Origin of the sequence: Cognatilysobacter tabacisoli (assembly GCF_003586305.1) — a bacterium.
Lineage (GTDB): Bacteria > Pseudomonadota > Gammaproteobacteria > Xanthomonadales > Xanthomonadaceae > Cognatilysobacter_A > Cognatilysobacter_A tabacisoli.
Map to the genome: position 1 here is coordinate 456,497 of NZ_QXJI01000001.1, position 23,160 is coordinate 479,656.

Here is a 23,160-nt window from a genome sequence, read left to right on the forward strand (position 1 = left end):
ATCAAGGCGTGGGGGCGAGCGCAGCCCAGACTGGCACCGTCACCTGAAGGAGACGCACCGTGGCCACGCCGAGTCCCTTCCGCTACTCCGCGCCGGTGCGCTGGATCCACTGGCTCACCGTGCTGCTCGTCGCCGTCGCCTACCTGACGTCTGAGTCCGCCGAGGAGCTAGGCGACGGCGGTGGAGGGCAGTGGCACGTGTTCGCCGGGCTGGTGCTGCTGCTGGTGTTCGTGCCGCGATTGATCGTGCGGCTCGGTTCCGCGCACCCGCCGGCGCCCGCGTCGGTGTTCGAGGTGTGGTCGGGGCGCCTCGTCCACGTCGCGCTGCTGCTGTTCGTCGTCGTGCAGCCCCTGCTCGGCGTGCTGATGGTATGGGCGGAGGGCGACGCGCTGCCGATTCCGTTCACGGCCTGGCAGCTGCCGCCGCTGGTGGTGCTCGGCGAGGCGTGGGGCGAGTCGCTCGAGGAGATCCACGAGTCCGTCGGCAACGCCTTCTACGCGGTGATCGCGCTGCACGCGCTGGCGGCGCTGTGGCACCAGTTCGTGCGTCGCGACGGGCTGCTGAGGCGCATGGGCTGACACGCGACGGGGCCACGTCGCGCCTTGGTCGCACAGCGCCGACCGCGGCCGGGGAGGCGCACCGCGCCGCGCACCTTGTGTCAGCACCGCGATGGGGTCGGGCGGCGGTCGCCGGAGGCCCGCGGCCCCGGATCAGAGCGGACAGAGGCTGCGCCCGGACGCGTGACACGCCTCTGAGGGGATCCACTGCGGGACAAGCGAACCTCCGGGCGCCCGCGATCCGGGGCCTACCCCTGACGACCGGCCTAGAGACCTTAGGTGTGCTACATCACTACACTACCAGCACGATTCGGACGGAGCGTGCGGGATGAGCGTCGAGCTGGTGATGGAGTCGGTCGGATTCGCCTACCCGGGCGGGCACCGCGCGGTGGACGGCGTCGGCATGCGGCTGGGGGCGGGCGTGGTCGGCCTGCTCGGCCCGAATGGCGCCGGCAAGTCGAGCCTGATGCGGGTGCTGGCGACGCTGGCCCGCGCCAGCAGCGGCAAGGTCTTGTGGCGCGGCGAGGACATCGCGCGCCGGCCGGACGCACTGCGCGCCGAGCTGGGCTACCTGCCGCAGGACTTCGGCGTGTACGACGCGCTGTCGGCGCGCGAGTTCCTGGCGTTCCTGGCCGCGGTCAAGGGCGTGCCGTCGCGCCGGGTCGGCGAGCGCGTGGCCGAGTGCCTGGCGCAGGTCGGGCTGGCCGAGGTCGCCGACCGTCGCCTCGGCGGCTTCTCCGGCGGCATGCGCCAGCGCGTCGGCATCGCCCAGGCGCTGCTCAACGACCCGCGGCTGCTGATCGTCGACGAGCCGACGGTCGGCCTCGACCCCGAGGAGCGCGTGCGCTTCCGCCACCTGCTGGCCGAGCTGGCGGCCGACCGGCTGGTGATGCTGTCGACGCACATCGTCTCGGACATCGAGGCCAGCGCCGGCGAGCTCGCGGTGCTGGCCGGCGGCCGGCTGCGCTTCCACGGCACGCCGGAGGCGCTGATGGCCCAGGCCGACGGCCACGTGTGGTCGTGGACGGTGCCGTCGGAGCGCCTCGCCGAGGTGCGCGCGGCGCACCGGATCAGCCGCGCGCAGCGCCGCGCGGACGGCGTCGAGGTGCGCGTGGTCGGCGAGTGCGTCCCGTCCGCCGACGCGCGCGCGGTCGCGCCCGACCTCGAGGACGCGTACCTGTGGCGCCTGCACCGCGCCGAGCTGGCCGCATGAGCGCGCTGCGCATCGTCGCCGCGATCGGCCTGGCCGACCTGCGCCAGCGCCTGCGCGCGCCGCGCACGTGGGTGCTGCTGGCGGTGCTCGCCGCCGCGTCGTGGTGGAGCTTTCCGCCGGTCGACGCCGACTACCTGACGGTGTCGTTCGGCGACGGCGCGCGGGCGCGCTACTCGAGCGCGTGGATCGGGCTGGTGATCGCGTCGATCTACGGCGCGCTGCTGTCGCTGGCCGGCTTCTACGTGGTGCGCGGCACGGTGGTGCGCGACCTCGAGACCGGCGTGTGGCAGCTGCTGGTCGCCACGCCGATGCACCGGGCCGGCTACCTGCTGGCGAAGTGGGCCAGCCACATGGCGGTGTTTGCGCTGGTGCTGGCCGCGGGCGTCGGCGTCGGCGTCGTCGCGCAGTTCGTGCGCGGCGAGGTGCAGGCGTTCGACCCGGTCGAGCTGCTGAAGCCGATCGCGGTGGTGGCGATGCCGGCGCTGGCGCTGAGCGCGACGTTCGCGGTGTGGTTCGACCTGGTGCCGTGGCTGCGCCGCAGCGTCGGCAACGTCGCGTACTTCTTCGCGTGGGTGTTCCTGATGGCCGGCGGCATCGGCCGCGGCGAAGGCTGGCCGGGCGACCCGCAGGGCATGCTCGCGGTCGAGCGCGCGCTGGCCGACGGCGCGGGCGTGCCGAGGCAGTTCGGCAAGGGCGGGCTGAGCGTCGGCTCGCAGGCGCTGGAGGGCGCGGCACCGGTGCTGTTCGATTGGACGCAGTGGAACGTGGCCATCGACGTGCTGGCCGCGCGCGGCTTCTGGTTCGCGCTGGCGCTGGTCGCGCTGCTGGCCGCCGCGCCGCTGCTGGACCGCTTCGCCGCGCACCGCGGCGGCGCGCGCGCGGCGTCGACCGAGGGCCGCGACCTGCGCTGGCTCGACGGGCTGCTGGCGCCGCTGCGGCGCACGGCGTTCGGCGCGCTGGCCAGCGCCGAGGTGCGGCTGGCGCTGCGCCCGCGGCGGCGGCGCTGGTTCGTCGCGATGGCCGCGGTGTTGGTGGCGCAGGCGGTCGCGCCGGACAAGGGCCTGGTCGCGGCGATCCTCGCCGGCTGGCTGCTGTCGATGGACGTGTTCGCACGCGCCGTGCTGCGCGAGCACGACACCCGCACCGGCGGGCTGGTGTTCACCGCGTCGGGCATGCGCCACCGGCTGCTGGCCGCGCGCGTGCTGGTCGGCGTCGGCTTCGCGTGGCTCGTCGTGCTGCCGGCGCTGCTGCGGCTGGCGGTTCAGCAGCCCGCGGCGGCGCTGGCGCTGGCGGTGGCCGGCGTGTCGGTCGCGCTGTGGGGCATGGCGCTCGGCGCGCTGTTCCGCAACGCGCGGCCGTTCGAACTGGCGCTGGTCGGCGCGGCGTACATCAGCGTGCAGGGCGCACTGGTGCTCAACACGCTGGTCGCGCCGGCGCAGACCCTAACCGGGCATCTGCTCGCGATGCCGCTGGCGCTGCTGGTGCTCGGCGCGGCGTGGCGGCCGCTGACGCAGCGGGCGCGCTGAGCGCCGGCGGCACCCCGGCGGGCCGCATCGACGACGGGCCGCGCGCGGGCCTGGCGCGCGCCCCGGAGCGCCGCGCCATCAGTGCACCGCGTAGACCTGTCCGGTGTCGGCACCTTCGACCGAGCGGCTGTAGCCCAGCGCCACCCGCGCCGACGGCACCGGTTCGAAACCCCGGAAGAACGGACCCAGCGCGTCCATCGATTCGAGCAGCACGCCGGGGCTGACCGCGTTGATCCGGATGCCGCGGGGCAGTTCGATCGCGGCAGCGCGCACGAAGGCCTCGATGCCGCCGTTGGCGAGGCTCGCCGCGGCGCCATAGGGCACGGGCTGGTCGCGAAGCACCCCCGAGGTCAGCGTGATCGAGCCGCCGTCAACGAGGAACTCCTGGCCGACCAGCGCCAGGTTGACCTGGCCCATCAGCTTGTTGGCGACGCTGAACGCCCACTGGTCCGGCGTGAGTGCCAGCAGCGGCGCCCAGCCGACCTGGCCGGCCGCGCTGACGATCGCGTCCAGCGGCCCGAGCGCGGCCAGTGCACGGCGCAGGCCCGCGGGGTCGGCGAGGTCCAGGGTCACCTCCCCGCCGGTGCGGCCGGCGGCGATGACCTCGTGCCGCGTGCCCAGTTCGGCGGCCACGCCGCGTCCGACGGTGCCGCGCGCACCGATCAGCAGGATCTTCATCGTTGGAGCTCCGTTTTGCCCGGATTGGTCGTGACGGAGACTCTAGTCCGGCCGATTCGTCGGAATCATCGGCCTCGGAGTTGATAGTCTGTTCACGCATGGAAACAAACAGCGGACGATTCGACCAGGCCCTCGCCCTGCTCACGGTGGTCGAGTGCGGCAGCTTCACCCGCGCCGCCGGCCGGCTCGGCGTGTCCAAGGCGCTGGTCAGCAAGCAGGTGCAGGCGCTGGAGGCCGCGCTCGGCGTGCGGCTGCTCCACCGCACCACGCGCCGCATCGCGCTGACCGACGCCGGCCGGCTGTACCTCGACCACGTGCGCCAGGCGCGGGACCTGCTCGGCGACGGCGAGCGTGCGGTGTCGGCAGTGCGCACCGAAGTCGACGGGCTGCTGCGCCTGACCGCGCCGACCTCGTTCGGTGACGCCTTCCTGGTCGACCTGCTGGCCGACTTCCGCGCGCGCCACCCGCAGGTGCGGTTCGACATCGATCTCTCGATCGAACAGCGCGACCTGGTCGGCGAAGGCTTCGATTTCGCCCTGCGGATGGCGCGCACGCACGACCCGTCGTTGATTGCGCGCCCGCTCGGCGTGGTCCGCGAACGCATCGTCGCCAGCCCGGATTACCTGGCCCGCCACGCGCCCGGCGGCCTCGACGATCCGGTACAGCTTTCATCGCTCGAGGCCCTGCGCAACCGCGCGTTCCGCGACGAGGGCCAGTGGACGCTCCAGCGCGGCGAGGACAGCGTCACCGTGCCGGTGCACGGCGGGCTGGCGATCAACCACTTCATCGGCATGCGCCGCGCGGCGCTGCGCGGCGTCGGCATCGCCCGGCTGCCGAGCTACCTGGTGATCGATGAGCTCGCCAGCGGCCGCCTGGTGGCGCTGCTGCCGGACTGGCAGTTGCCCACCGCGCCCGTCGCGCTGGTGTACCCCGGTCGCGAGCACCTCCCGTTGCGCGCGCGCGCATTCCGCGACTTCGTCGTCGCGTGGTTCGACGATCCGGCCCATGCGGCGCTGTTGCGCTAGCGCCGTGCCGGCGCTGCGCGATGGCGCGCGCGGCGGTCTGCCGGCGCCGCCGCGGGGACGTGCCCGCGGCGGTTTCCCCGCGTGCTCGACGCGCTTGGCTCGATAATGGGCGACCCACCGCCGGCCCGCTGCATGTCCATCGTCCTCACCGAATTCGCCCGCGCCCGCCTGTTCCCGCGTGAGCCGCGGCGCAACACGATCCAGGACTGCACGCCGGCGCAGTTCGAGCGCCACCTCAACGAGGTGGCGCCGCTGCACGTGCTCGACGGCTACGCGCCGTTCTGCAAGCTGCACGTGCATCGCAACTGGACCTCCACGCGGTGCCTGGCGCTGCCGATCACCGACGCCAACAGGGCCCTGCTGCGCTCCGACTACGAAGCCCGCACGCGCGACGAACTGCCGGTGCTCGTGCGCTGGTTCGAGGGGATCGAGCCGCCGGTGGCCGACTACCTGATCGCCATCCTCTACAGCCGCGAGCAGCTGGCGAAAGAGGGCAGTGCCATCACCGCCGAATGGGGCGTGGTCGGCTGCATGTACACCGCGGAGCCGGTCGAGACCCCGATGGCGCCGGTCACGATGATGCGCAATGCGCTCGGCGTTGCGGAAGGTGGTTCCGGCGTGTCGCTGGATCGCGACGCCTACCGTCGAAGCGTCGAGTTCTGGCGCACGCACGCGAACTGGCGCGGCTGAGCGCGGCTGTGCGTGCTGCGCGCGCCGCCGATACGTGAAAAGGCCCCGCATGGCGGGGCCTTTTCGTGTGGGCTTGCGCGGGGGAAAACCCGGCGTCGACCGTCAGCGGCGCGCGTCGCCCGTGCGGATGCGGCTGTTGAGCAGGGCGATGATGTCCTCGGCCTTGCTGGCCGATGGCGACGCGGCGCGCTCGAAACGGGGCGTGGTGGGGGCCGCGGCGTGGTCGGGGCCGTGCGAGCTGCGTGGGTAGGCGTCGTCATGGCGGGCGTCGGTGCGATGCATCATCGGTGACTCCTGAGAAGTGCCGTCATCCGGCGGTAGGTCGACCTTCGCCGAGCGCGTGTTAGCGATCCATGACTGGCGCGCGCGTCAGTTCAGGAAGTCGAACGCTTGGCAAACGCGATGTGCCCGCGTTGCGCATCCGCCGGCTGGCGCCGCCACGGAGCGCCCGCCGGGCGATGCGCGCCCTACGATCGACGCGCACTACGCTCGACGTACATGCGGAGCGCAGCCGCGACGCTGCACGGCGCGGCGCGCGTGTCGATTCCGCCACGTCGGTTTCGTCGGGTAAGGACCGACCGTCCTTCCACGGCCCGTGGCCCACACCAGGAGCGTCGTCATGTCCCTCGTCAAGCCGATCACCCCGCACCTGTGGTTCGACACGCACGCACGCGAAGCGGCCGAGTTCTACTGCACGGTCTTCCCCGGCTCGCGCATCGAGTCGGTCGTGCGCCTGCACGACACGCCGTCGGGCGAGTGCGACGTGGTGTCGTTCGTGCTGCACGGCCAGCCGTTCATGGCGATCAGTGCCGGGCCGATGTTCACGTTCAATCCGTCGGTCTCGTTCATCGTCACGTTCGACCCGTCGCGCGATCCGCTCGCGCGCGAGCAGCTGGATGCGGCGTGGGCGCGGCTGTCCGACGGCGGGCAGGCGCTGATGCCGCTGGACGCGTACCCCTTCAGCCCACGGTACGGGTGGGTGCAGGACCGCTACGGCCTGTCATGGCAGCTGCGGCTGGCCGATCCGGCCGGCGAGCCGCGGCCGGCGATCCTCCCGGCGCTGATGTTCACCGGCGACGTGCACGGCCGGGCCGAGGAGGCCGGGGAGTTCTACCGATCGGTGTTCGACGGCTCGCGTGCGGGCCAGCTGGTCCGCTATCCGGACGGCACGCCGCCGGACGCGGCCGGGGCGGAGATGGCGGGCCGCGTGATGTACTCGGACTTCCGGCTCGACCAGACCTGGTTCGCCGCGATGGACAGCGGCGCGATGCACCCGTTCGGCTTCAACGAGGCGGTCTCGTTCGTCGTGACCTGCCGCGACCAGGCGGAGATCGACCGCCACTGGGCACGGCTGTCGAGCGTGCCGGAGGCCGAGCAGTGCGGCTGGTGCAAGGACCGCTACGGCCTGTCGTGGCAGGTCACCGCGCTTGCGCTGGAGCGGTTGATGACGTCGGGCGACCGGGCACTCGTCGACCGGGTCACCCAGGCTTTGCTCGGCATGCACAAGCTCGACGTCTCCGCGATCGAGTCGGCCGCGAGGCGCGACGCGTAGCCGGCACGCTCACGCGTCGGAGACCGGCGTTCTGCAAACCTGCCGTCATCGCAGTCGTGGAGAAGGTCCATGTCGGAAACCTCCCCGATCACCGGCGAGTTGTCCAACAGCAAAGTCGCCGCCGTATTCCCGTTCGAGGCCGCCGCGCGCGATGCCGCACAGGCCGTCGCGGCCACGCTGTCGCTCGGCGCCGCGCAGGTGCACGTCATCACCCCGGACGACAAGCATCCCGGGCGCAAGCTGGAGCCGGAGTCGCACGGCATCTGGCGCACGATCGTGGTCGCGCACGTCCGCCTCGGTATCGCGGGCGCCGTCGTCGGTCTGCTCGCGTTCGCGGCGCTGTATGCCAGCGACATCCTGTTCATCGTCAACTCGCCGCTGGCCGCGGCGCTGGTGCTGCTGTTCTTCGGCGCGGTCGCCGGGCTGATGCTCGGCGGACTGGTGTCGCTGCGGCCGGACCACGACCGCTACGTCGAGGCGACGCGCGACGCCATGGGCGCCGGCGACACGACCGTCGTCGTGCACGCATTCTCGGCAGAGCAGGCCGACCAGGCCGCCGCGTTTCTGCGCGCGCAGGGCGGCGTCGTGACCTCGACCCTCTAGCCGCGCCGCGGGTGGGTCCGACGCCCGGCGGACGGCGCGGCGGTTTTGTCCGGCAGCGGCGTCGCGCGGCTTGCTAACGTCGGCGCCGTGGCCGCCCCGCAGGCGCGCCGGAGCCCAGCCGATGACCCCCCTCGCCGCCACCGACCTGCGCCCCTTCATTCCCGCCCGTGACTACGGTCTGAGCAAGCGGTTCTACGCCGCGCTCGGGTGGGAGACGCGCGACGTCGCCGACGGCATGGCGCTGGTCACGCTCGGGCCGCAGCAGCACTTCTACATCCAGGACTACTACCTCAAGGAAGTCGCCGAGAACGCGATGCTGCACGTCACCGTGGACGACGCGCTCGCATGGCACCGGCACGTCGCGTCCGCGCTGTCCGGCGACGCGTTCCCCGGCGCCCGCGTGCAGCCGCCGACGCCGCAGTCCTACGGCGCGCTGGTCACCTTCGTGCACGATCCGTCGGGCGTGCTGCTGCACCTGTGCCAGTGGTTGCCGACAGCACCCTGACGGTCGATCGCGCGGGGAGTGCGCCGGCGCGCCGACGGATGCGGGTCAGCGGGCCTGCGAGCGCGTGTCGAGCTGGCGGCCGCGGCGCTTGGAGGCGTACATCGCGCGATCGGCATGCGTGAGCAGCGCGTCGGGGTCGGTGCCGTCGTCCGGGTAGGACGCGACGCCGATGCTGACGTCGAGGTGGATCGCTCCGTCCGGCAGCAGGACGGGCGGGTGCAGCGCCGCGCGCAGCCCGTCGGCGATCAGTTGCGAGGCCGCGGCGTCGCGGCACCCCGGCAGCAGGACGACGAACTCGTCGCCTCCGACGCGCGCCACCAGGTCGCCCTGCCGCAGCGATTGCTGCAGGCGCTGGGCCACGTCCCGCAGCACCCGGTCGCCGACGTCGTGGCCGGCTCGGTCGTTGACCTGCTTGAAGCCGTCGAGGTCCAGGTACAGGACCGCCAGCCCGCCGCCGGTCTGTTCGGCGTGGGCGATGGCCTGTCCGAGTTCGCGCTGGAGGCGGTGGCGGTTGGGGAGGCCGGTCAGCGCGTCGTGGCTGGCGCGGTACTCGAGCTCGCGCTCCGCCCGGCGCAGTTCGGTCACTTCGCGCGCCACGCCGATCCGCACGCCGTACTGGGGCAGCCAGTGCGCCGACCACTGGATGTCGACGGCGTGACCGTCGCGGTGCACGTAGCGGTTGCGGAAGTGGCGCTGGGGGACGCCATCGGTTACCGCGCGGGCCTGCCGCAGCGTTTCGTCGCGGTCCTCGACATGGACCAGGTCGAAGATCAGGCGGCCGACCACGTCGGCGGGCGGGTAGCCGAGGATCCGTTCGAAGCTGGCGCTGGCGAACAGCAGTCGGCCGTCCACGTCGACGATGCAGACGGCATCCGGCAGCAGGTCCAGCACCTCGGCCAGCGGCGGCAGCGTCGACGTCATGGGGGTCCCGGCGTTGGCGCGCGCGTCGTCAGCGGCGCGCCGTCGCGCGCGGCTGCCGCCCGATCCACGCGTCGACTTCCTTCTCGAGCAGCGTCAGTGGCACGGTGCCGGTGAGCAGCAGCAGGTTGTGGAACTCGCGCGGGTTGAACCGGTCGCCGAGCGCCGCGCGGGCCTTGTCGCGCAGCCGGATGATCTCGAGCTGGCCGATCTTGTACGACGTGGCCTGGCCCGGGTTGACGACGTAGCGGTCGACCTCCGACGGCGGGATGCCGTAGTCGATCGCCTGCTGGCGGGTCCAGCGCTTGGCGTGCAGGCCGGTGTCGACGACCAGCCGGCGGGCGCGGAACAGCTCCGCGTCGAGCTGCCCGAGCAAGCCTTCCGGATCGCCGGCGTACCAGTCGTTCTCCTTGGCGATGCGCTCGGCGTACAGCGCCCAGCCTTCGCTGAAGGCCGAGATGCCGCCGAACGCGCGGATCTGGCGGAACGCCGGCAGCGCCTTGTTCTCCACCGCAAGCGCGCCCTGGAAGTGATGGCCGGGCACCGTCTCGTGGTAGACCAGCGTACGCAGGCCGAAGCGGGTCAGCCGGTCCTTGCGCAGCGGCATCTGGTACACGCCCGGACGCGACCCGTCGAGCGGCGGCGCGGTGTAGCTGGCGGCGGCCGAGGCCCAGCGGTACTCGGGGTAGGGCCGGGCGATGACCGGGGTTTTCGGGCGGATGTCGAACAGCGCGTCGGCGCGCTTCTCGGCGTCGCGGATCATCGTGTCGATGTCGGCCATGATCGCCGCGCGGCCCGCGTCGGTTTCCGGGTACGCCAGGTCGGCTTCGAGCTTTTCGACCCGCTGCTGCACGGTGCCGTCGGTGCGGCCGATCGAACGCAGGATCGTGTCCATCTCCGCCTCGATCCGCGCGACCTCGCGCAGCCCCAGCGCGTGGATCTGTTCGGCGTCGAGCGAGGTCGAAGTGAACTGGCGCAGGCGATGCGCGTACACCTCGGCGCCGTTGGGCAGGCGCCACAGGCCGGCGTCGTCGGTCGACTTGGGCAGCTGCTGCTCGAGCGCCGCGATCGCCTCGCGCCACGCCGGGTACACGCCGTCGCCGACGATGGCGGTGGCCTCGGCGACCAGCGCCTGCCGACGCGCGGCGTCGACGTCCTTCACCGCGCCGAGCTTCTCGGCCAGCGTGGTCACCAGCGGATTGGCGCCCGGCGCCGGCGCGATGAACTGGCGCATCTGCGCGATCGTGGCCTGCAGGATGAAGCGCGGCGGCAGGATGCCCTTGGCGGCCTGCGCGCGCGATTCGGACACGGCCTCGGCCATCCGCTCGTCGAACAGCGCGAGGCGGGCGACGTAGTTTTCCGCGTCGCGCGCGCTGCCGACCGGGTGGATCACCGTCATCAGGTTCGGCAGGTTCACGTTGGCCCCGCCGAACTGGTTCAGCGGGAACTGGGTGTCGTCGTAGCGCTCGCCGTCGACCAGCATCTGCAGCTGCCACTGCATCAGCTCGGCCGACACGCGCTCGGTGTCGCTCATCGCGGCGCGGTCGAACGTGGCGAGCCGGGCCAGTCCGCGGCGGGCGAGGGCGACCGTCTCGCGCTCGTAGGCGTCGGTTCGGGGCGTGATCTGGCGGTCGAGCGCGTCCTGCACGTCGCCCTTGAAGTACCGGCTCGCCCCGGCCGAAGACGGGTTGCGGCGCATCCACTCGTCGGTGAACTCGTCGAAGAAGGCTGCGACCGTGGCGGCCTCGCGCGTGGCCGCGGCCGGCTCGGAGGGCGGCGTCGAGGCCGTGGGCCCGGTGCCGGCGCATGCGGCCAGCAGCGCGGTCAGCAGCACCGCGGGGATCGCCGGCGCGATCCGCGATGGCAGGGAGGCAGGGCGGTCGGACTGGGCCACGGGCGTCTCGCGTTCGGCGTCGGGGCCTCGATTCTAGTCAGCCGGCGCGCGGCGCAGCGCGGTGGGGGCGGCGCGGGGCGGGCGCGTGGGGCGGGGCAGGCCTACGTGAGGCACGCGCAAGCGGGGCCGGTCCGTCCGCGCCGGCGCCCGACGACGGCACCGCGACGCCGCACCGGGCACGGTGGACGCCCCGCAACGACGCGAGCCCGTGATGCCCAAGCGTCCGTCACGCAAAGCCGGCACCGGCGCGTCCCGCACAAAGGCCCCCGCGGCGGCCCCAGCGACCGCGCTGAAGAAGCCGCTGGCGAAGCTCGACCCGACCAAACCGCGCGCGTCGCGTGCAGCCAGCGGCCGGTCCGCGCGCAAGCCGGCGATCGAGGCGTTCATCCGCCGCGCGCAGGGCAGCCTGCCGGTGGCGCTGTTCCGGCGCTTCGTCGATGCCGACCTGCTCGCGCAGGCCGCGGCGCTCGCGTTCTACGCGGTGCTGTCGCTGGCGCCGCTGCTGCTGATCCTGCTGTGGCTGACCTCGCAGGTGCTGCCGGTGACCCAGGACGCGCTGATGCAGCAGATCGCGCTGCTGGCCGGCGGCGACGCCGAGCGGCTCGCGCGGGCGATCGTCGACAACGCGCGCGACCGGCCCGACACCGGCTCGATCGCCGGCTGGTGGAGCCTGGCGCTGCTGTTCGTCGGCGCGACCGCGGTGTTCGCGCAGCTGCAGGACGTGCTCAACAAGATCTTCCGCACCGACGCGACCCGGCTGCCCGGCATCGTCGCGTGGCTGCGCAAGCGGGTGTTTTCGTTCGGGCTGGTGTTCGCGCTGGGCTTCCTGCTGCTGGTGTCGATGACGATCAACACCGTGCTGCAGCTCGCGTTCGCGCGCTTCGAATGGATGCTGCCGCTGGTGGCGCAGCTGGCGGCCGGGCTCGTGTACGCGCTCGGCTTCGGGCTGATGTACCACTACCTGCCGGACCGCTCGGTCGGCTGGCGGCGCGCGCTGGCCGGCGGCGCGGCGACGGCGGGGCTGTTCCTGCTCGGCCGTGCGGCGATCGGCTGGTACCTGGCGCGCGCCGATCCCGGCTCGGCGTACGGCTCAATGGGCAGCCTGGTGCTGGCGCTGGTGTGGGTCTACTACGCGGCGCTGATCGTGTTCGTCGGCGCGATGGCGACGGCCGTCGTCGACGAGCGCGCCAAGGCGCCGGCGAAATGATGACGACGCGTCGCCCCACGGTGCGCGTCGGCTGTGCGGGGTGGTCGATCCCGTCGCCGCACGCGCACCTGTTCGGCGACGGCGACAGCCACCTGGCGCGCTACGCGACGCGCTTCGACGTCGTTGAGATCAACTCGACCTTCCACCGCCCGCACCGCCGCGAGACGTTCGAGCGGTGGGCGGCGATCGTGCCGGCGCGGTTCCGGTTCTCGGTGAAGCTGCAGCGCGCGATCACCCACGACGCGCGACTGCGCGGCACCGGCGACGCGCTGACGGCGTTCTTCGACCAGGTCGCCGGGCTCGGCGCCAAGCTCGGCGGCGTTCTGGTGCAGCTGCCGCCGAGCCTGGCGTACGACGCGCGCGTCGCCGAGACGTTCTTCGCGATGCTGCGCCGGCGCAGCGCGGCGCCGGTGGCGTGCGAGCCGCGCCATGCCAGCTGGTTCGCACCGGCCGTCGATGCGCTGTGGGCGCGGCACGCCATCGCCCGCGTGGCCGCCGACCCCGCGCGGCTGCCGGAGGCTGCACGGCCCGGCGGCGCCGGCGCGCCGGCACGCTGGCGCTACTGGCGCTGGCACGGCTCGCCGCGGATCTACTACAGCCGCTATGACGACGAGGTGCTGCGCGACCTCGCCCGGTCGCTGCGCGTGCACGCGATCGGGCGGGCGCCGTCGTGGTGCATTTTCGACAACACCGCCCACGGCCACGCGATGGCCGACGCGGCGCGCCTGCAGGCGCTCATCGACGCGCGCTGAGTCGATCCGACGGGGCGCGCGCCCAGGGCGCTAGTCGATTCCGGCGCGCTCGCGCAGGTAGCCCGGCACCTCGTCGTCGGCGCAGCGCCGGAATCCCGCGCTGCCTCCGTCGGTGGCCAACGTGAACGCATGGGCATCGTGCACGGTGATCGTCTGCGCCTCGACCGTGCGCGGGCCGTCGCCGCGCGGCGCGTCGATGCACGACTGTTCGATGCGGAAGGTGTCGGCGTCGGTCGAAAGCACCGTTGCCACGCAGTCGTGTGTCGCGGTGCCGCTGATGCCACGGCCGTCGTAGAAGCGCAGGCCGGCGTTGGATGGCGCGCGGCAGTCGGCTCCCGCGAGGACGTACACCCCGGGCGCCAGCGGCAGCGGGCCGGCGGGGCCGGGCCTGGCTTGCGAAGGCCCGGTGGCGGCCACCGGTTCAGTTGCCGGCGCGGGCGCGGAGGCCCCCGGCGCCGCCGCGGCGGCACGTGCTTCGGGCGGGCTCGAAGCCGCGGGCGCCCGCGTCGACGGCTCCGGGGTGCACGCGGCGGCCAGCAGTGCGGTGGCCATCGCAAGTGCAGTCGTCGTGCGGAACATTCGTGCGACTCCTGTCGGGGTGGGCGTTCGGTCCGCGGTCCACATGGCCGGGGCGGGTCCACGCTAGGCGACGCCCGGCGACGGCGGCGTCGTCTTGCCCGCCGCCCCGATGCGCGGCTTGCGCGTGCCCGGTCCTCACCCGTGGCCACGCGCGGCGCGGTCGCATAGGCTCGATCGCAGCCCGCATCGACGCCGCCCCATGACCGCCGCCTTCGTCATCCTGCTCGACTTCATCGGCACGTTTGCGTTCGCGATCAGCGGCGCGCTCGTCGCGGTGCGGCACCGGCTCGACCTGTTCGGCGTGCTGGTGCTGTCGTTCGCGGCGGCCACGGCCGGCGGCATCGTGCGCGACGTGCTGCTCGGCGCGACGCCGCCGGTCGCGCTGGTCGACTGGCGCTACTTCGGCGTGTCGGTGATGGCAGGGTTCCTGACGTTCTACCGGCACGCGCAGGTCGAGCGCATGCGCAACCCGGTGCAGCTGTCGGACGCGGTCGGCCTGGGCCTGTTCGCGGTGCTCGGCGCTGACAAGGCGCTCGCCGCCGGCCTCGGCCCGGTCGCGGCGGTGATGCTTGGCGTGTTGTCCGGCGTCGGCGGCGGAATCGCGCGCGACGTGCTGGTGGCGCAGGTGCCGAGCGTGCTGCGGCGCGAGCTGTACGCCATCGCGGCCTTGGCCGGCGCGGTCGTGGTCGTCGTGGGCGACGCCCTCGCGCTGCCGGCGGCGCCGGTTGCGGTCGCGGGCGCCGCGCTGTGCTTCGCGCTGCGCTGGCTGGCAATCCGCCGCGGCTGGCGGTTGCCGGTGGCGGGTGGCGGCGCCCCGACGTAGCGCGCACAGGTTGACCGGCCGGGGGACGCAGGCGCGTTGGCCCTGCAGACGGGCTGCCCCCGGCCCGAGCTCCGGAGCGTCGCCATGGCCATGACCCGTCGCGGGTTCCTCGCTGCACCGCCCGCGCTGGCCGCGATGGCGCTGATGCCGTCGCCGCTGCTGGCCGCCGTCGCCGCGCAGACGCCGGCGCTGCCGGACCTGTCCGACTGGGAGGCGGTCCGCGCCCAGTTCACGCTCGATCCGGCCTACATGCACTTCGCCAGCTTCTTCATCGCCAGCCATCCGGCGCCGGTGCGCGACGCGATCGAGGGCTACCGGCGCGCGATCGACGCCAATCCGTTCCTGGTGATCGAGCGCGGGCTGTTCGAGGACGAGGCCCACAACGTCCCGCTGCAGGTTCAGACCGAAATCGCCGACTACCTGGGTGGACGCGCGGCGGACGTGTGCCTGACGCCGAACACCACCACCGGCCTGGCGCTGGTCTACCACGGCCTGCCGCTGACGCCGGGCGACGAGGTGCTGTGCACGACGCACGACCACTATTCGCACCACGAATCGATCCGTCTGGCCACCGAGCGCGCCGGCGCGAGCATGCGCAAGATCCCGCTGTTCACCGACGCGGCGACCGCCAGCACCGATTCGCTCGTCGACGCGCTGCTAGCCGGCATCGGGCCGAAGACGCGCGTGGTCGGCCTCACCTGGGTGCACTCGGCCAGCGGCATCCGCCTGCCGATCCGCGAGCTGGCCGCCGCGCTGCGCGCGCGCCGCGGCCCGCCGCTGCTGCTGGTCGTCGACGGCGTGCATGGGCTGGGCAGCACCGACGAAACGGTGGCCGAGCTGGGCTGCGACTACTTCTGCGCCGGCACTCACAAGTGGATGTTCGCGCCGCGCGGCACCGGGCTTGTATGGGCGAACGCCGAAAACTGGGCACGGCTGAGCCCGACGGTGCCGAGCTTCAGCGACTTCGACCAGTACGACGCTTGGGAGAAGGGCACTGCGCCGGCGTCGCCGACCAACGCCAACCGCGTGAGCCCCGGCGGCTTCGTCGCGTACGACCACCAGTGGGCCACCGCGGCCGCGTTCCGCATGCACCGGCAGATGGGCAGGGCGCGCGTGGCCGCGCGCATCCGCGCCCTCAACGACCAGTGCAAGGCCGGGCTGGCCGAGAACCGCAAGGTCAAGCTGCACACGCCGATGCCGGGCGAACTGTCCGCGGGCCTGGTTGCGTTCGAAGTCGAAGGGCTGAGCCCGGCGCAGGTCGTCAAGCAGCTGCTGGCACGCAACATCATTGCCAGCACCAGCCCGTACGCGGTGACCTACGCGCGCTTGGCGCCAAGCCTGGTCAACACGCCGGAGCAGGTCGAACGCGCCGTGCGCGCCGTGCGCGAAGTATCGGGCTAGCGGCGTCGCGGCCCGACCCGATCGGGTGATCCGCACGCGCACGCCGCTGCTGCACCGCAGATTGCGCCGTGCGGGACCGTACGCTAGCGTCCGGCGGGCGATGACAGGGAAGGGTCGCCCCGGGCGTTACGGGCGTCCCCATCGCGAGATTGGTTTCGTCGCTTTCCGTCGGGCACCGGCCGGTGCCCATGGCGCACACCATTTCGAAGGGGCATCAGGATGAAGACTCTGTTCCGAAGCATGGCCGGCCGGTGGCTGTCGGCAGTGGCGATGCTGGCGCTCGCGGCACCGTCCGTGGCCAGCACCATCAACCAGAACGTGTCGTGGACGATCGACCGCGCCGGCACGACCGCCAAGTACCGCGTCGTGGCCTACGGCGACTCGATCTATGCCGGCTACAACGGCTCGATCAGCAACGCCGCGCGCTACTCGGCGCCGACGGTCGACGCCGAATACCTCTCCGCGCGCTGGAACGCCGACATCGAGAGCGTGCGCCGGGCCAAGTCGGGCGCGGTCGCGCGCGACGTCTACGAGAACAAGATCGTCGCCGAGCGCTCGTACATGCAGGCGACATCGACGCGCGTGGTGACGTTCGAGATGTGCGGCAACGACGGCCTGCAGGCGCGCTCGAGCTTCAAGTCGCAGACCGGCACCTGCAGCTACGGCGGGCTCGACGCGGCGGTTAACTCGTGCAAGACCTACGTGGCCGCGGCGATGGACTTCATCAACGCCAACGCGCATCCGAACACCCGGCTCAAGGTGATCTCGAATCTGTACTACCCGGGCTACAACGCCGACAACGTGCAGAGCTCGTGCCGCGACGCGACCACCGGACAGACGGTCAACCTGCGCGACCGCTTCCTGCCGGCGCTGGCGAAGATGAACTACTGGATGTGCGAGTACGCGCGCCAGAAGGGCTTCCAGTGCACCGACAGCTTCGCCCAGTACATGGGCGCGGACTACGACAGCAACGGCGACGGACTGGTCGACTCCGACGCGCTGCGCTACGTCGCCGGCGAAAGCGAGGCCAGCTACCTCAACCGCACCACCGTGACGCTGCGCTCGACGCTGCGGGATGCGAACGCGAAGTTCGTGACTTCGTCGAGCACGTTCGACTACATCCAGTCCGACGACGTGCACCCGACCTACACCGGCGGCACGGTCACGGCCGGGATCTGGGGCGGCAGCAGCGGCACCGGCGCGCCGCGCTACACCAGCTTCACCGACGGCAAGAGCCCGGTCTGGAATCGCTACGGCCACGACCGCATGGGCTGGGCGCTGTCGGTCTACAACCCCGCGAGCCCGTGAGCGCCGGACGGGCGGACTGAGCAGTGGCCACGCCGCGCGAATCCGATGCCCCGCCGTCCGGTCCGGACGGCGAGGGCGTGCGCGTCGTGCGCAAGTCGGGAGGGGCGCGCGCCCGCGCGTGGCCATGGGCGCTGGCGGCGATCGCGGTCGTCGGCGTCGTCGCGTGGTGGCTGCGCGTGCCGGCGATGCGCGGCGGCGATGCCGTCGCGTCGGCGGCCCCCCGGGACGGCGCGAACGTGTCGGGCCCCATCGGCCCGTCCGCATCGGCGGATCCGTCGCGGCCGCCGGTGTCGCACCACAAGCAGGCGCCGATGCCCGGCGACGACCCGAACGACCTGGCCTCGTACATTGGCCCCGGCGACCCGGAGCCGACCGGCGCCGAAGTGATCGAGGCGCTGCACGAGGCCGGCGTGCGCACCGGCATCGGCGCGTTCAATCCGCCGGGCACGAGTCCGCCGCTGGTCGGCCTCGCCGTGCCCGACGACTTCGATCTGCCCGAGGGCTACGTGCGCCACCACCAGGTCACCGACGAGGGCGTTCCGATCGAACCGATCCTGATGTTCTCGCCCGACTTCACCCTGTACGACGACCGCGGCCGACCGGTCGCGATGCCGTCCGACCGCGTCGTGCCGCCGTCGCTCGCGCCGCCGGGACTGCCGCTGCGGCGTATCCAGATCCCCCCGCGCTGACGCGGCCACGGAGCGTGTCGATTTGACCACGGAGCGGTTGTCCCTCCGCCGCGGGCTGAGCCTCGTCGGCATCCTCGTCAGTGCGTTGCTGTTCGGCCTGTACGCCCGCGGTGGCATGGCGTGGCCGTTGGGTTTCGTCGCGCTGGTGCCATGGCTGCTGGGGCTCGATCGCGGCGTCAGCTGGCGCGCGGCGCTGTGGAGCGGCGTGCTGATGAGCGTCGCGTTCGCCGCGGCGGTGTTCCACTGGTTCGGCGCGGCGATCGGCGCGTACACCGGCGTGGGCGTGATTCCGGCCACCGTCGCGCTTCTGGTGCTGGCGCCGCTGCTGCAGCTGCCGTTCGTCGCGTTCGCGCTGGTGCGCCATGCGGTCGGTGTTCGCCACGGCCCGGTGCTGCGCGCGCTGGCCGCGGCCTCGGCGTGGGTGGCGTGCGAGTGGGCGGTGCCGAAGCTGCTCGGCGACACGCTCGGGCACGGGCTGTACCCGTCGTCTGTGCTGCGCCAGGCGGCCGATCTCGGCGGCGCGGCCGGTCTGACCTTTCTCCTGCTGCTGGTCAACGAGGCGGTGGCCGCGGCGCTCGGCCGGCGCGAGCGCGGCTGGCGCGCGGCCGCGCAGCCGATGGCGCTGGCCGTGGCGGTGGTTGCCGGCGCGGCGGCGTACGGCTTCATGCGGCTGTCGGGGCTGCAGGCGCCGCCGTCCGACGATGCGGCGACGCTGCGCGTGGCGATGGTGCAGGCGAGCATCACCGACTACGAGCGGCGCCGGCGCGAGCAGGGCGCGTACGCCGTCGTGCGGCACGTGCTGGACACGCACTACGCGCTGTCGTGGTCGGCCATCCGCGACCACGGTGCCGACGTGCTGCTGTGGTCGGAGACGGTCTATCCGACCACGTTCGGCAGTCCGCGCAGCGAAGACGGCGCCGCGCTCGACGCCGAAATCCAGGGCTTCGTCGACGCGGCCGGCGTGCCGCTGGTGTTCGGCACGTACGACCGCGACGCCGACGGCGAGTACAACGCGGCCACGTTCCTCGAGCCCGGACGCGGCCGGCTCGGCATCTACCGCAAGACCCACCCGTTTCCGCTGACCGAGTTCGTGCCGGCGTGGCTCGACGGCCCGTGGCTGCGCCGCGCGCTGCCGTGGGCCGGCACGTGGCGCGCCGGCGACGGCGCGCGCGTGCTGCCGCTGCGCAGCGCCGACGGGCGCGAGGTCAACGTGGTCCCGCTGATCTGCCTCGACGACGTGCGCACCGGCCTGGCCATCGACGGCGCGCGCCTCGGTGCGCAGGCGATCGTCGGGATGTCGAACGACTCGTGGTTCACGGGCTATCCGCTCGGCGCGCGACTGCACCTGTCAGTGGCCGCGTTCCGCAGCATCGAGACGCGGCTGCCGCAGGTGCGCGTCACCACCAACGGCCTGAGCGCGATCATCGACGACACCGGCCAGGTGCTGGCCAGCACCGGGATGGGCGACCAGGCGGTGCTGACCGCGTTCGTCAGCGCGCGCGATCCGGCGCCGACGCTGATGGTGCGCTGGGGCGACTGGGTCGGGCGGGCCGGCGCGGGGTTCCTGCTCGCGCTGGCGATCGTCGCCGGGTGGCGCGCGCTCGGTCGCCGCGCGGTGACGGTCGACGCACGCACCGAGGCGATGCTGCCGGTTACCGTCCTGCCGCGCGCGTGGCGCGCCGCGGCCGGCGCGCTGCGCGTCGTGGCCGGCGCCGGCCTGGCGTGGCTTGCCGCGGAGATGCTGCTGCGCGTCGGCTGGCAGGTGCAGTCGCTGTCGCAGCTTAGGGGGTTCGGCCTCGCCGTCGTGGCGCCGCTCGCGCTCGCGTGGGTGATCCGGCGCGCATTCGCGGGTCAGGCCCGCGCGGAAGGAGGCGCGCTCGTCCTCGACCAGCGCCGGCAGCGCATCGAGGTTCCGCTCGCCTCGATTGCCGCGTTGCAACCGTGGCGCGTGCCGCTGCCCGGCAGCGGCGTCGACCTGCAGCTGGCGTCCGGACGCCCGTGGAGCCGCGGCGTCGCCATCGACGATCCGCTGGCGCTGCAGCGGCTGCTTCGCGCCGGCGGCGCGCGCGCCGAGCTGCAGGGACCGTTCGCCGCAGGCCTGGCCCGCGTCGCGCAGCTGCGCGCCGCCACCCGGCGACCGTGGCTCGACCATCCGCTGGTCAAGTTCATCGCCTTCCCGCTGCTGCCGGCGCTGGTCGCATTCCGCCTGCACCAGGTGATCGCGTTCGGCGGGCCGTTCGGCGAGTACTACAGCTACGGATTGGGCGCGTACCTGACCGGCCTGCTGATCTGGTGGGCGTCGTGGTCGATCGGCCTGATGCTGTTTGCCGCGGCGCTGCGCATCGGGATCGAAGCGGCCGCGGGACTGGCCGCGTGGCGGTCCCCTTCGCGCGCGCTGGCGCTGCGAGACGGACTGGAATGGCTGGGCCGGGCGGCGTACTACGTCGGCGTGCCGGCGTGGCTGGTGCTTCGGCTGGTCGCGGCGGGGTGACGTGGTGATCGTGCTTGCGCGTTGGTGACGCCGGTGCGCCGGCGGCGTCGCGTGCCCGCGGGACGGGGCTGCAGCCCGGGCGGTGATCCCGGGCGGCGCGCGTCAGACCGGGGCGAAGCCCTTGGTCGACTTCTTCTCTTTCTTCTCGGCCTTCTTTTCCTTCATCGTCTTGGCCGGTTTCTTCTTCTGCTCTTTCTTCTGGTCCATGCCCTTGCTCATGTGCCGCTCCTCGCTGCGTGTGGTGTGGGCCGCTGCGGTTGCAGTCGGGCCAGGCAAGTATGCGCCCGATGGCGCGCGGCACGCGCCGGCCGTCAGCGCCGGGTGGCGAGCACCCCGTCCAGCGCGAGGTGCGCGCGGAAGCCGGCCTTCTCCAGGCGCTTGAGCACTTCGCGCGGGACATCGCGGCCGCTGGTCAGCTTGTTCGGGCTGCCGGTGTAGTGGAACAGCCGCCCGCCGCGCCGCAGCACCCGGGCGAGCTGCTCGTAGAAGGCCTGCGAATACAGCTCGCCGGCGATGCCGAAGCGCGGCGGATCGTGGAGCACGGCATCGAACGAGGCATCGGGAATCGCCACGATGGCGTGCGACACGTCCGCGTGCTCGAGCCGCAGGCGCCCGCCGTAGTCCGGTGCGTCGGGATCGGGTGACCACGGATTCAGCGTGCGCAGCCACAGCACGTCGGCGTTCTTCTCGAACGACTGGATGTGCGCGACGCCGGCGTCGAGGCAGCACGCGGCGAAGTAGCCGAGCCCACCGCAGGTGTCGAGCACGGCCTTGCCGCGGGGCTCGACCAGCGCAACCTTGCGCCGCGCGTCGTCGACCGGCGACTCCTTCGACGTCGGCAGCATCTTGATGCCGTCGATCTCGAACGTCGGCGCACCCCAGGCGGTCGGGATCAGCTTGATCAGCGCGCCGCTGTAGCGCGACACCGCGGCGAATTCGTCGCCGTCCCAGTGGTAGATCGTGCGGTCCTTGAGCTTGCCGGGGTACGGGTACCGCACTCCGCGCCACCCCCAGTCCTCCGGCCCGAGCTCCGCGGCGCCCGAACTGCGGCCGAGGTCGAGCGACCCCGTCCACGCGGCATCGCCCCGCGAGCGCGCGGCCAGCAGCGCCTCGGCGGCATCGCGGGTGAGCAGGGGGCCGGCGTAGTGCGACACGGAGGATTCCTGGTGGGCGCCGGGTGGAGGGCGCGAATGACCGCCATTGTCGGTCACCGGCGCGCCGATGCGCCGGCTGGCGGGCGCGCGCAAGCAGGCAGCGGCTGCATCCGCGCGATGGACGCCGGCGTAGCCACTGCTGAAGCCTGCCCCGACCGCCATCCCTCGCCCATCCGGCCGACTGCCGTGGCTTCGCCCACTCTTCAACATGGAGTTCCGAGATGACATCCCCTGTCCAGAAGGTAGGTCTGCCCGTCGTCCTCGCCGCACTGCTCGCGTCTCCCGCCGCAATGGCCGGTCACCTCAACGTGGTGCTCGAAGCCGACCTCAGCGGGCGGCAGGAAGTGGGGCCCGGCCCCGACAGCCGGATCGCCGGCGATCCGAACGGCCGCGGCGAGGCGTACGTGTTCGGGATCGACGGCAGCGCGACGACGTTCTGCTACGTGCTGCAGGTCCAGGGCATCGGCGAGCTCGACCAGGCCCCCGGCAACGGTCGCATGGCGCACATCCACCGCGGCGCGCCGGGCCAGAACGGACCGGTGGTCGTCACGCTGGCGTGGCCGCAGGACGGCGCCTCGGCCGACTGCATCGACGAGAGCCGGATCCTGCCGAACGGCGCGCCGGCCTTCGCGCGCGACCCGGCCACCGGCGCGCTGCGCGCGACCGCGCTCGAGATCCTCACCGAGCCGGGCGAGTACTACGTCAACGTGCACAACGCCGAGTACCCGTCGGGCGTCGTGCGCGGTCAGCTGCGCGACGCACTCGAGCCCTGACCGACGTGATCGGCCGCGCCGGGGCCACGGCCCCGGCGCGGCATCGACCGTCTGCACAACGTCCCCGGCCGCGCCGCGCCGATCGGCAGGGTGCCGCTTGGCAGGTTCGCCCCGCGTCCGCCCGACTAGCATGTCGGGTGAGCCACGGCGGTCGTCGCCGTGCAGGCGGCAGGTCCGCCAGGACGGGAGAAAGCGCGTGCGCGGATCGAAGTCGAACGGGACGCACCGAATGCGCCTGCGCTGGATGGGAACCGCGGCCGTCGCTGCGTTCGTCTGGGCGCTGCTCGCATGGGAGTACACCCACGGCGGCGTGGTGACGCACCGGATCATGGCGCGGGACGACCTGCCGGGCCTGTCGAACGCCTGGGGCGGGGTGCTGCTGCCGGCGCTGGCGTGGTTCCTGCTCGGCCGCATGCAGCGGCGCCTTGGCGCGGGCCGCGATGCGCGGCACCGGTCGGGCCGGGCGATGCTTGCGGCGTTCATCGGCGCCGCGGCCTACGGCGCGGCGATCGCGTACACCTTCACCCGCGGCCCGGCGGAGGCGCCCGGCGTGCTCGCCCAGGCGCTGCCGGTGATCGCGCTGCTGCTGCCGATCTACCGCGCCGAGTACGTGCTCGGCTTCGTCCTGGCGATGGCGTACACCTTCGGCGGGATCCTGCCGGTGGCGTTCGCCTGCGTCGTCGCGCTGCTCGCGTTCGTGATCCACCACTGCGCGCGGTGGACGCTGCGCGTACTCGGCGCGCGGATCGGACGGCGCCCGCGCGCGTCGGCCCATTCGCTGCACTGATCGGAGCGGGCACCGGCGCCGCCCGGTGCTAGAGT

The 23,160-nt window shown here is 73.0% G+C and carries 23 protein-coding genes; 17 read left to right on the top strand and 6 right to left on the bottom strand.

The window, feature by feature from the left end:
• Positions 1-59 precede the first annotated feature (59 nt).
• The 3 genes from D3A60_RS06740 (at position 60) to D3A60_RS06750 (ending at position 3,296) form a co-directional block, all read left to right on the top strand.
• The gene (locus tag D3A60_RS06740; RefSeq protein ID WP_119717953.1) at positions 60-578 is read left to right on the top strand and encodes a cytochrome b; all 519 of its coding nucleotides are present in this window, start codon (positions 60-62) and stop codon (positions 576-578) included.
• A 307-nt stretch (positions 579-885) separates the two neighbouring features.
• Positions 886-1,770 (top strand): ABC transporter ATP-binding protein, encoded by an 885-nt coding sequence (locus D3A60_RS06745; protein ID WP_196778675.1) that lies wholly within the window; start codon positions 886-888, stop codon positions 1,768-1,770.
• Complete coding sequence (locus D3A60_RS06750) at positions 1,767-3,296, top strand: hypothetical protein (protein ID WP_119717954.1); 1,530 nt, start codon at positions 1,767-1,769, stop codon at positions 3,294-3,296. The genes D3A60_RS06745 and D3A60_RS06750 overlap by 4 nt, the downstream gene beginning before the upstream one ends.
• A 78-nt stretch (positions 3,297-3,374) precedes the next feature.
• Here D3A60_RS06750 and D3A60_RS06755 read toward each other — a convergent pair whose 3' ends face one another.
• Positions 3,375-3,974, bottom strand: coding sequence for a short chain dehydrogenase (locus D3A60_RS06755; protein WP_119717955.1), 600 nt, complete (start codon positions 3,972-3,974; stop codon positions 3,375-3,377).
• 98 nt (positions 3,975-4,072) lie between these two features.
• Between D3A60_RS06755 and D3A60_RS06760 the strand changes: the two genes are divergently transcribed.
• Both D3A60_RS06760 and D3A60_RS06765 read left to right on the top strand, forming a co-directional pair.
• On the top strand, positions 4,073-4,999 hold the full coding sequence (locus D3A60_RS06760; protein WP_119717956.1) for a LysR family transcriptional regulator: 927 nt from the start codon (positions 4,073-4,075) through the stop codon (positions 4,997-4,999).
• 132 nt (positions 5,000-5,131) lie between these two features.
• Positions 5,132-5,689: a DUF3228 family protein gene (locus tag D3A60_RS06765; protein ID WP_119717957.1), complete on the top strand. Its 558-nt coding sequence runs from the start codon at positions 5,132-5,134 to the stop codon at positions 5,687-5,689.
• 102 nt (positions 5,690-5,791) lie between these two features.
• Here the strand turns inward: D3A60_RS06765 and D3A60_RS06770 are convergent, their stop codons facing one another.
• Positions 5,792-5,974: a hypothetical protein gene (locus D3A60_RS06770; protein ID WP_119717958.1), complete on the bottom strand. Its 183-nt coding sequence runs from the start codon at positions 5,972-5,974 to the stop codon at positions 5,792-5,794.
• A 334-nt stretch (positions 5,975-6,308) separates the two neighbouring features.
• On the opposite strand from D3A60_RS06770, the gene D3A60_RS06775 reads away from it, so the two are divergent.
• The 3 genes from D3A60_RS06775 to D3A60_RS06785 all read left to right on the top strand — a co-directional run bounded on the left by D3A60_RS06775 (position 6,309) and on the right by D3A60_RS06785 (position 8,349).
• A complete protein-coding gene (locus D3A60_RS06775; RefSeq protein WP_119717959.1) occupies positions 6,309-7,241 on the top strand; it encodes a VOC family protein in 933 nt (310 codons plus the stop codon).
• Positions 7,242-7,310: 69 nt separating this feature from the next.
• A complete protein-coding gene (locus D3A60_RS06780; RefSeq protein ID WP_119717960.1) occupies positions 7,311-7,844 on the top strand; it encodes a riboflavin biosynthesis protein RibA in 534 nt (177 codons plus the stop codon).
• A 121-nt stretch (positions 7,845-7,965) separates the two neighbouring features.
• Complete coding sequence (locus tag D3A60_RS06785) at positions 7,966-8,349, top strand: VOC family protein (RefSeq protein WP_119717961.1); 384 nt, start codon at positions 7,966-7,968, stop codon at positions 8,347-8,349.
• Positions 8,350-8,394: 45 nt separating this feature from the next.
• Here the strand turns inward: D3A60_RS06785 and D3A60_RS06790 are convergent, their stop codons facing one another.
• Both D3A60_RS06790 and D3A60_RS06795 read right to left on the bottom strand, forming a co-directional pair.
• A complete protein-coding gene (locus D3A60_RS06790; RefSeq protein WP_119717962.1) occupies positions 8,395-9,270 on the bottom strand; it encodes a sensor domain-containing diguanylate cyclase in 876 nt (291 codons plus the stop codon).
• Positions 9,271-9,298: 28 nt separating this feature from the next.
• Positions 9,299-11,161, bottom strand: coding sequence for a DUF885 domain-containing protein (locus D3A60_RS06795; protein WP_119717963.1), 1,863 nt, complete (start codon positions 11,159-11,161; stop codon positions 9,299-9,301).
• 211 nt (positions 11,162-11,372) lie between these two features.
• On the opposite strand from D3A60_RS06795, the gene D3A60_RS06800 reads away from it, so the two are divergent.
• Both D3A60_RS06800 and D3A60_RS06805 read left to right on the top strand, forming a co-directional pair.
• Positions 11,373-12,368, top strand: coding sequence for a YihY/virulence factor BrkB family protein (locus D3A60_RS06800; protein WP_119717964.1), 996 nt, complete (start codon positions 11,373-11,375; stop codon positions 12,366-12,368).
• Positions 12,368-13,120, top strand: a complete 753-nt coding sequence (locus tag D3A60_RS06805) for a DUF72 domain-containing protein (RefSeq protein ID WP_119717965.1) — start codon at positions 12,368-12,370, stop codon at positions 13,118-13,120. The genes D3A60_RS06800 and D3A60_RS06805 overlap by 1 nt, the downstream gene beginning before the upstream one ends.
• A 30-nt stretch (positions 13,121-13,150) precedes the next feature.
• Here the strand turns inward: D3A60_RS06805 and D3A60_RS14635 are convergent, their stop codons facing one another.
• Complete coding sequence (locus tag D3A60_RS14635; protein WP_119717966.1) at positions 13,151-13,471, bottom strand: hypothetical protein; 321 nt, start codon at positions 13,469-13,471, stop codon at positions 13,151-13,153.
• A gap of 427 nt (positions 13,472-13,898) precedes the next feature.
• On the opposite strand from D3A60_RS14635, the gene D3A60_RS06815 reads away from it, so the two are divergent.
• The 5 genes from D3A60_RS06815 (at position 13,899) to lnt (ending at position 20,411) form a co-directional block, all read left to right on the top strand.
• Positions 13,899-14,522 (top strand): trimeric intracellular cation channel family protein, encoded by a 624-nt coding sequence (locus D3A60_RS06815; RefSeq protein ID WP_119717967.1) that lies wholly within the window; start codon positions 13,899-13,901, stop codon positions 14,520-14,522.
• Between the two features lie 84 nt (positions 14,523-14,606).
• On the top strand, positions 14,607-15,923 hold the full coding sequence (locus tag D3A60_RS06820) for an aminotransferase class V-fold PLP-dependent enzyme (RefSeq protein ID WP_196778676.1): 1,317 nt from the start codon (positions 14,607-14,609) through the stop codon (positions 15,921-15,923).
• A 219-nt stretch (positions 15,924-16,142) separates the two neighbouring features.
• Positions 16,143-17,231, top strand: a complete 1,089-nt coding sequence (locus tag D3A60_RS06825; protein WP_119717968.1) for an SGNH/GDSL hydrolase family protein — start codon at positions 16,143-16,145, stop codon at positions 17,229-17,231.
• Positions 17,232-17,254: 23 nt separating this feature from the next.
• The gene (locus D3A60_RS06830) at positions 17,255-17,920 is read left to right on the top strand and encodes a hypothetical protein (protein WP_196778677.1); all 666 of its coding nucleotides are present in this window, start codon (positions 17,255-17,257) and stop codon (positions 17,918-17,920) included.
• A 37-nt stretch (positions 17,921-17,957) separates the two neighbouring features.
• Positions 17,958-20,411, top strand: a complete 2,454-nt coding sequence (gene lnt / locus D3A60_RS06835) for an apolipoprotein N-acyltransferase (RefSeq protein ID WP_196778678.1) — start codon at positions 17,958-17,960, stop codon at positions 20,409-20,411.
• A 311-nt stretch (positions 20,412-20,722) separates the two neighbouring features.
• On the opposite strand, the gene D3A60_RS06845 is transcribed toward lnt, so the two are convergent.
• Entirely contained in the window at positions 20,723-21,565 is an 843-nt protein-coding gene (locus D3A60_RS06845) for a class I SAM-dependent methyltransferase (protein ID WP_119717970.1), read from the bottom strand.
• 221 nt (positions 21,566-21,786) lie between these two features.
• On the opposite strand from D3A60_RS06845, the gene D3A60_RS06850 reads away from it, so the two are divergent.
• Both D3A60_RS06850 and D3A60_RS06855 read left to right on the top strand, forming a co-directional pair.
• Positions 21,787-22,338 (top strand): CHRD domain-containing protein, encoded by a 552-nt coding sequence (locus D3A60_RS06850; RefSeq protein ID WP_119717971.1) that lies wholly within the window; start codon positions 21,787-21,789, stop codon positions 22,336-22,338.
• A gap of 229 nt (positions 22,339-22,567) precedes the next feature.
• Positions 22,568-23,125 carry a hypothetical protein gene (locus D3A60_RS06855; protein ID WP_119717972.1) on the top strand — a complete coding sequence of 186 codons (558 nt, stop codon included), beginning with the start codon at positions 22,568-22,570 and terminating at the stop codon, positions 23,123-23,125.
• Positions 23,126-23,160 lie beyond the last annotated feature (35 nt).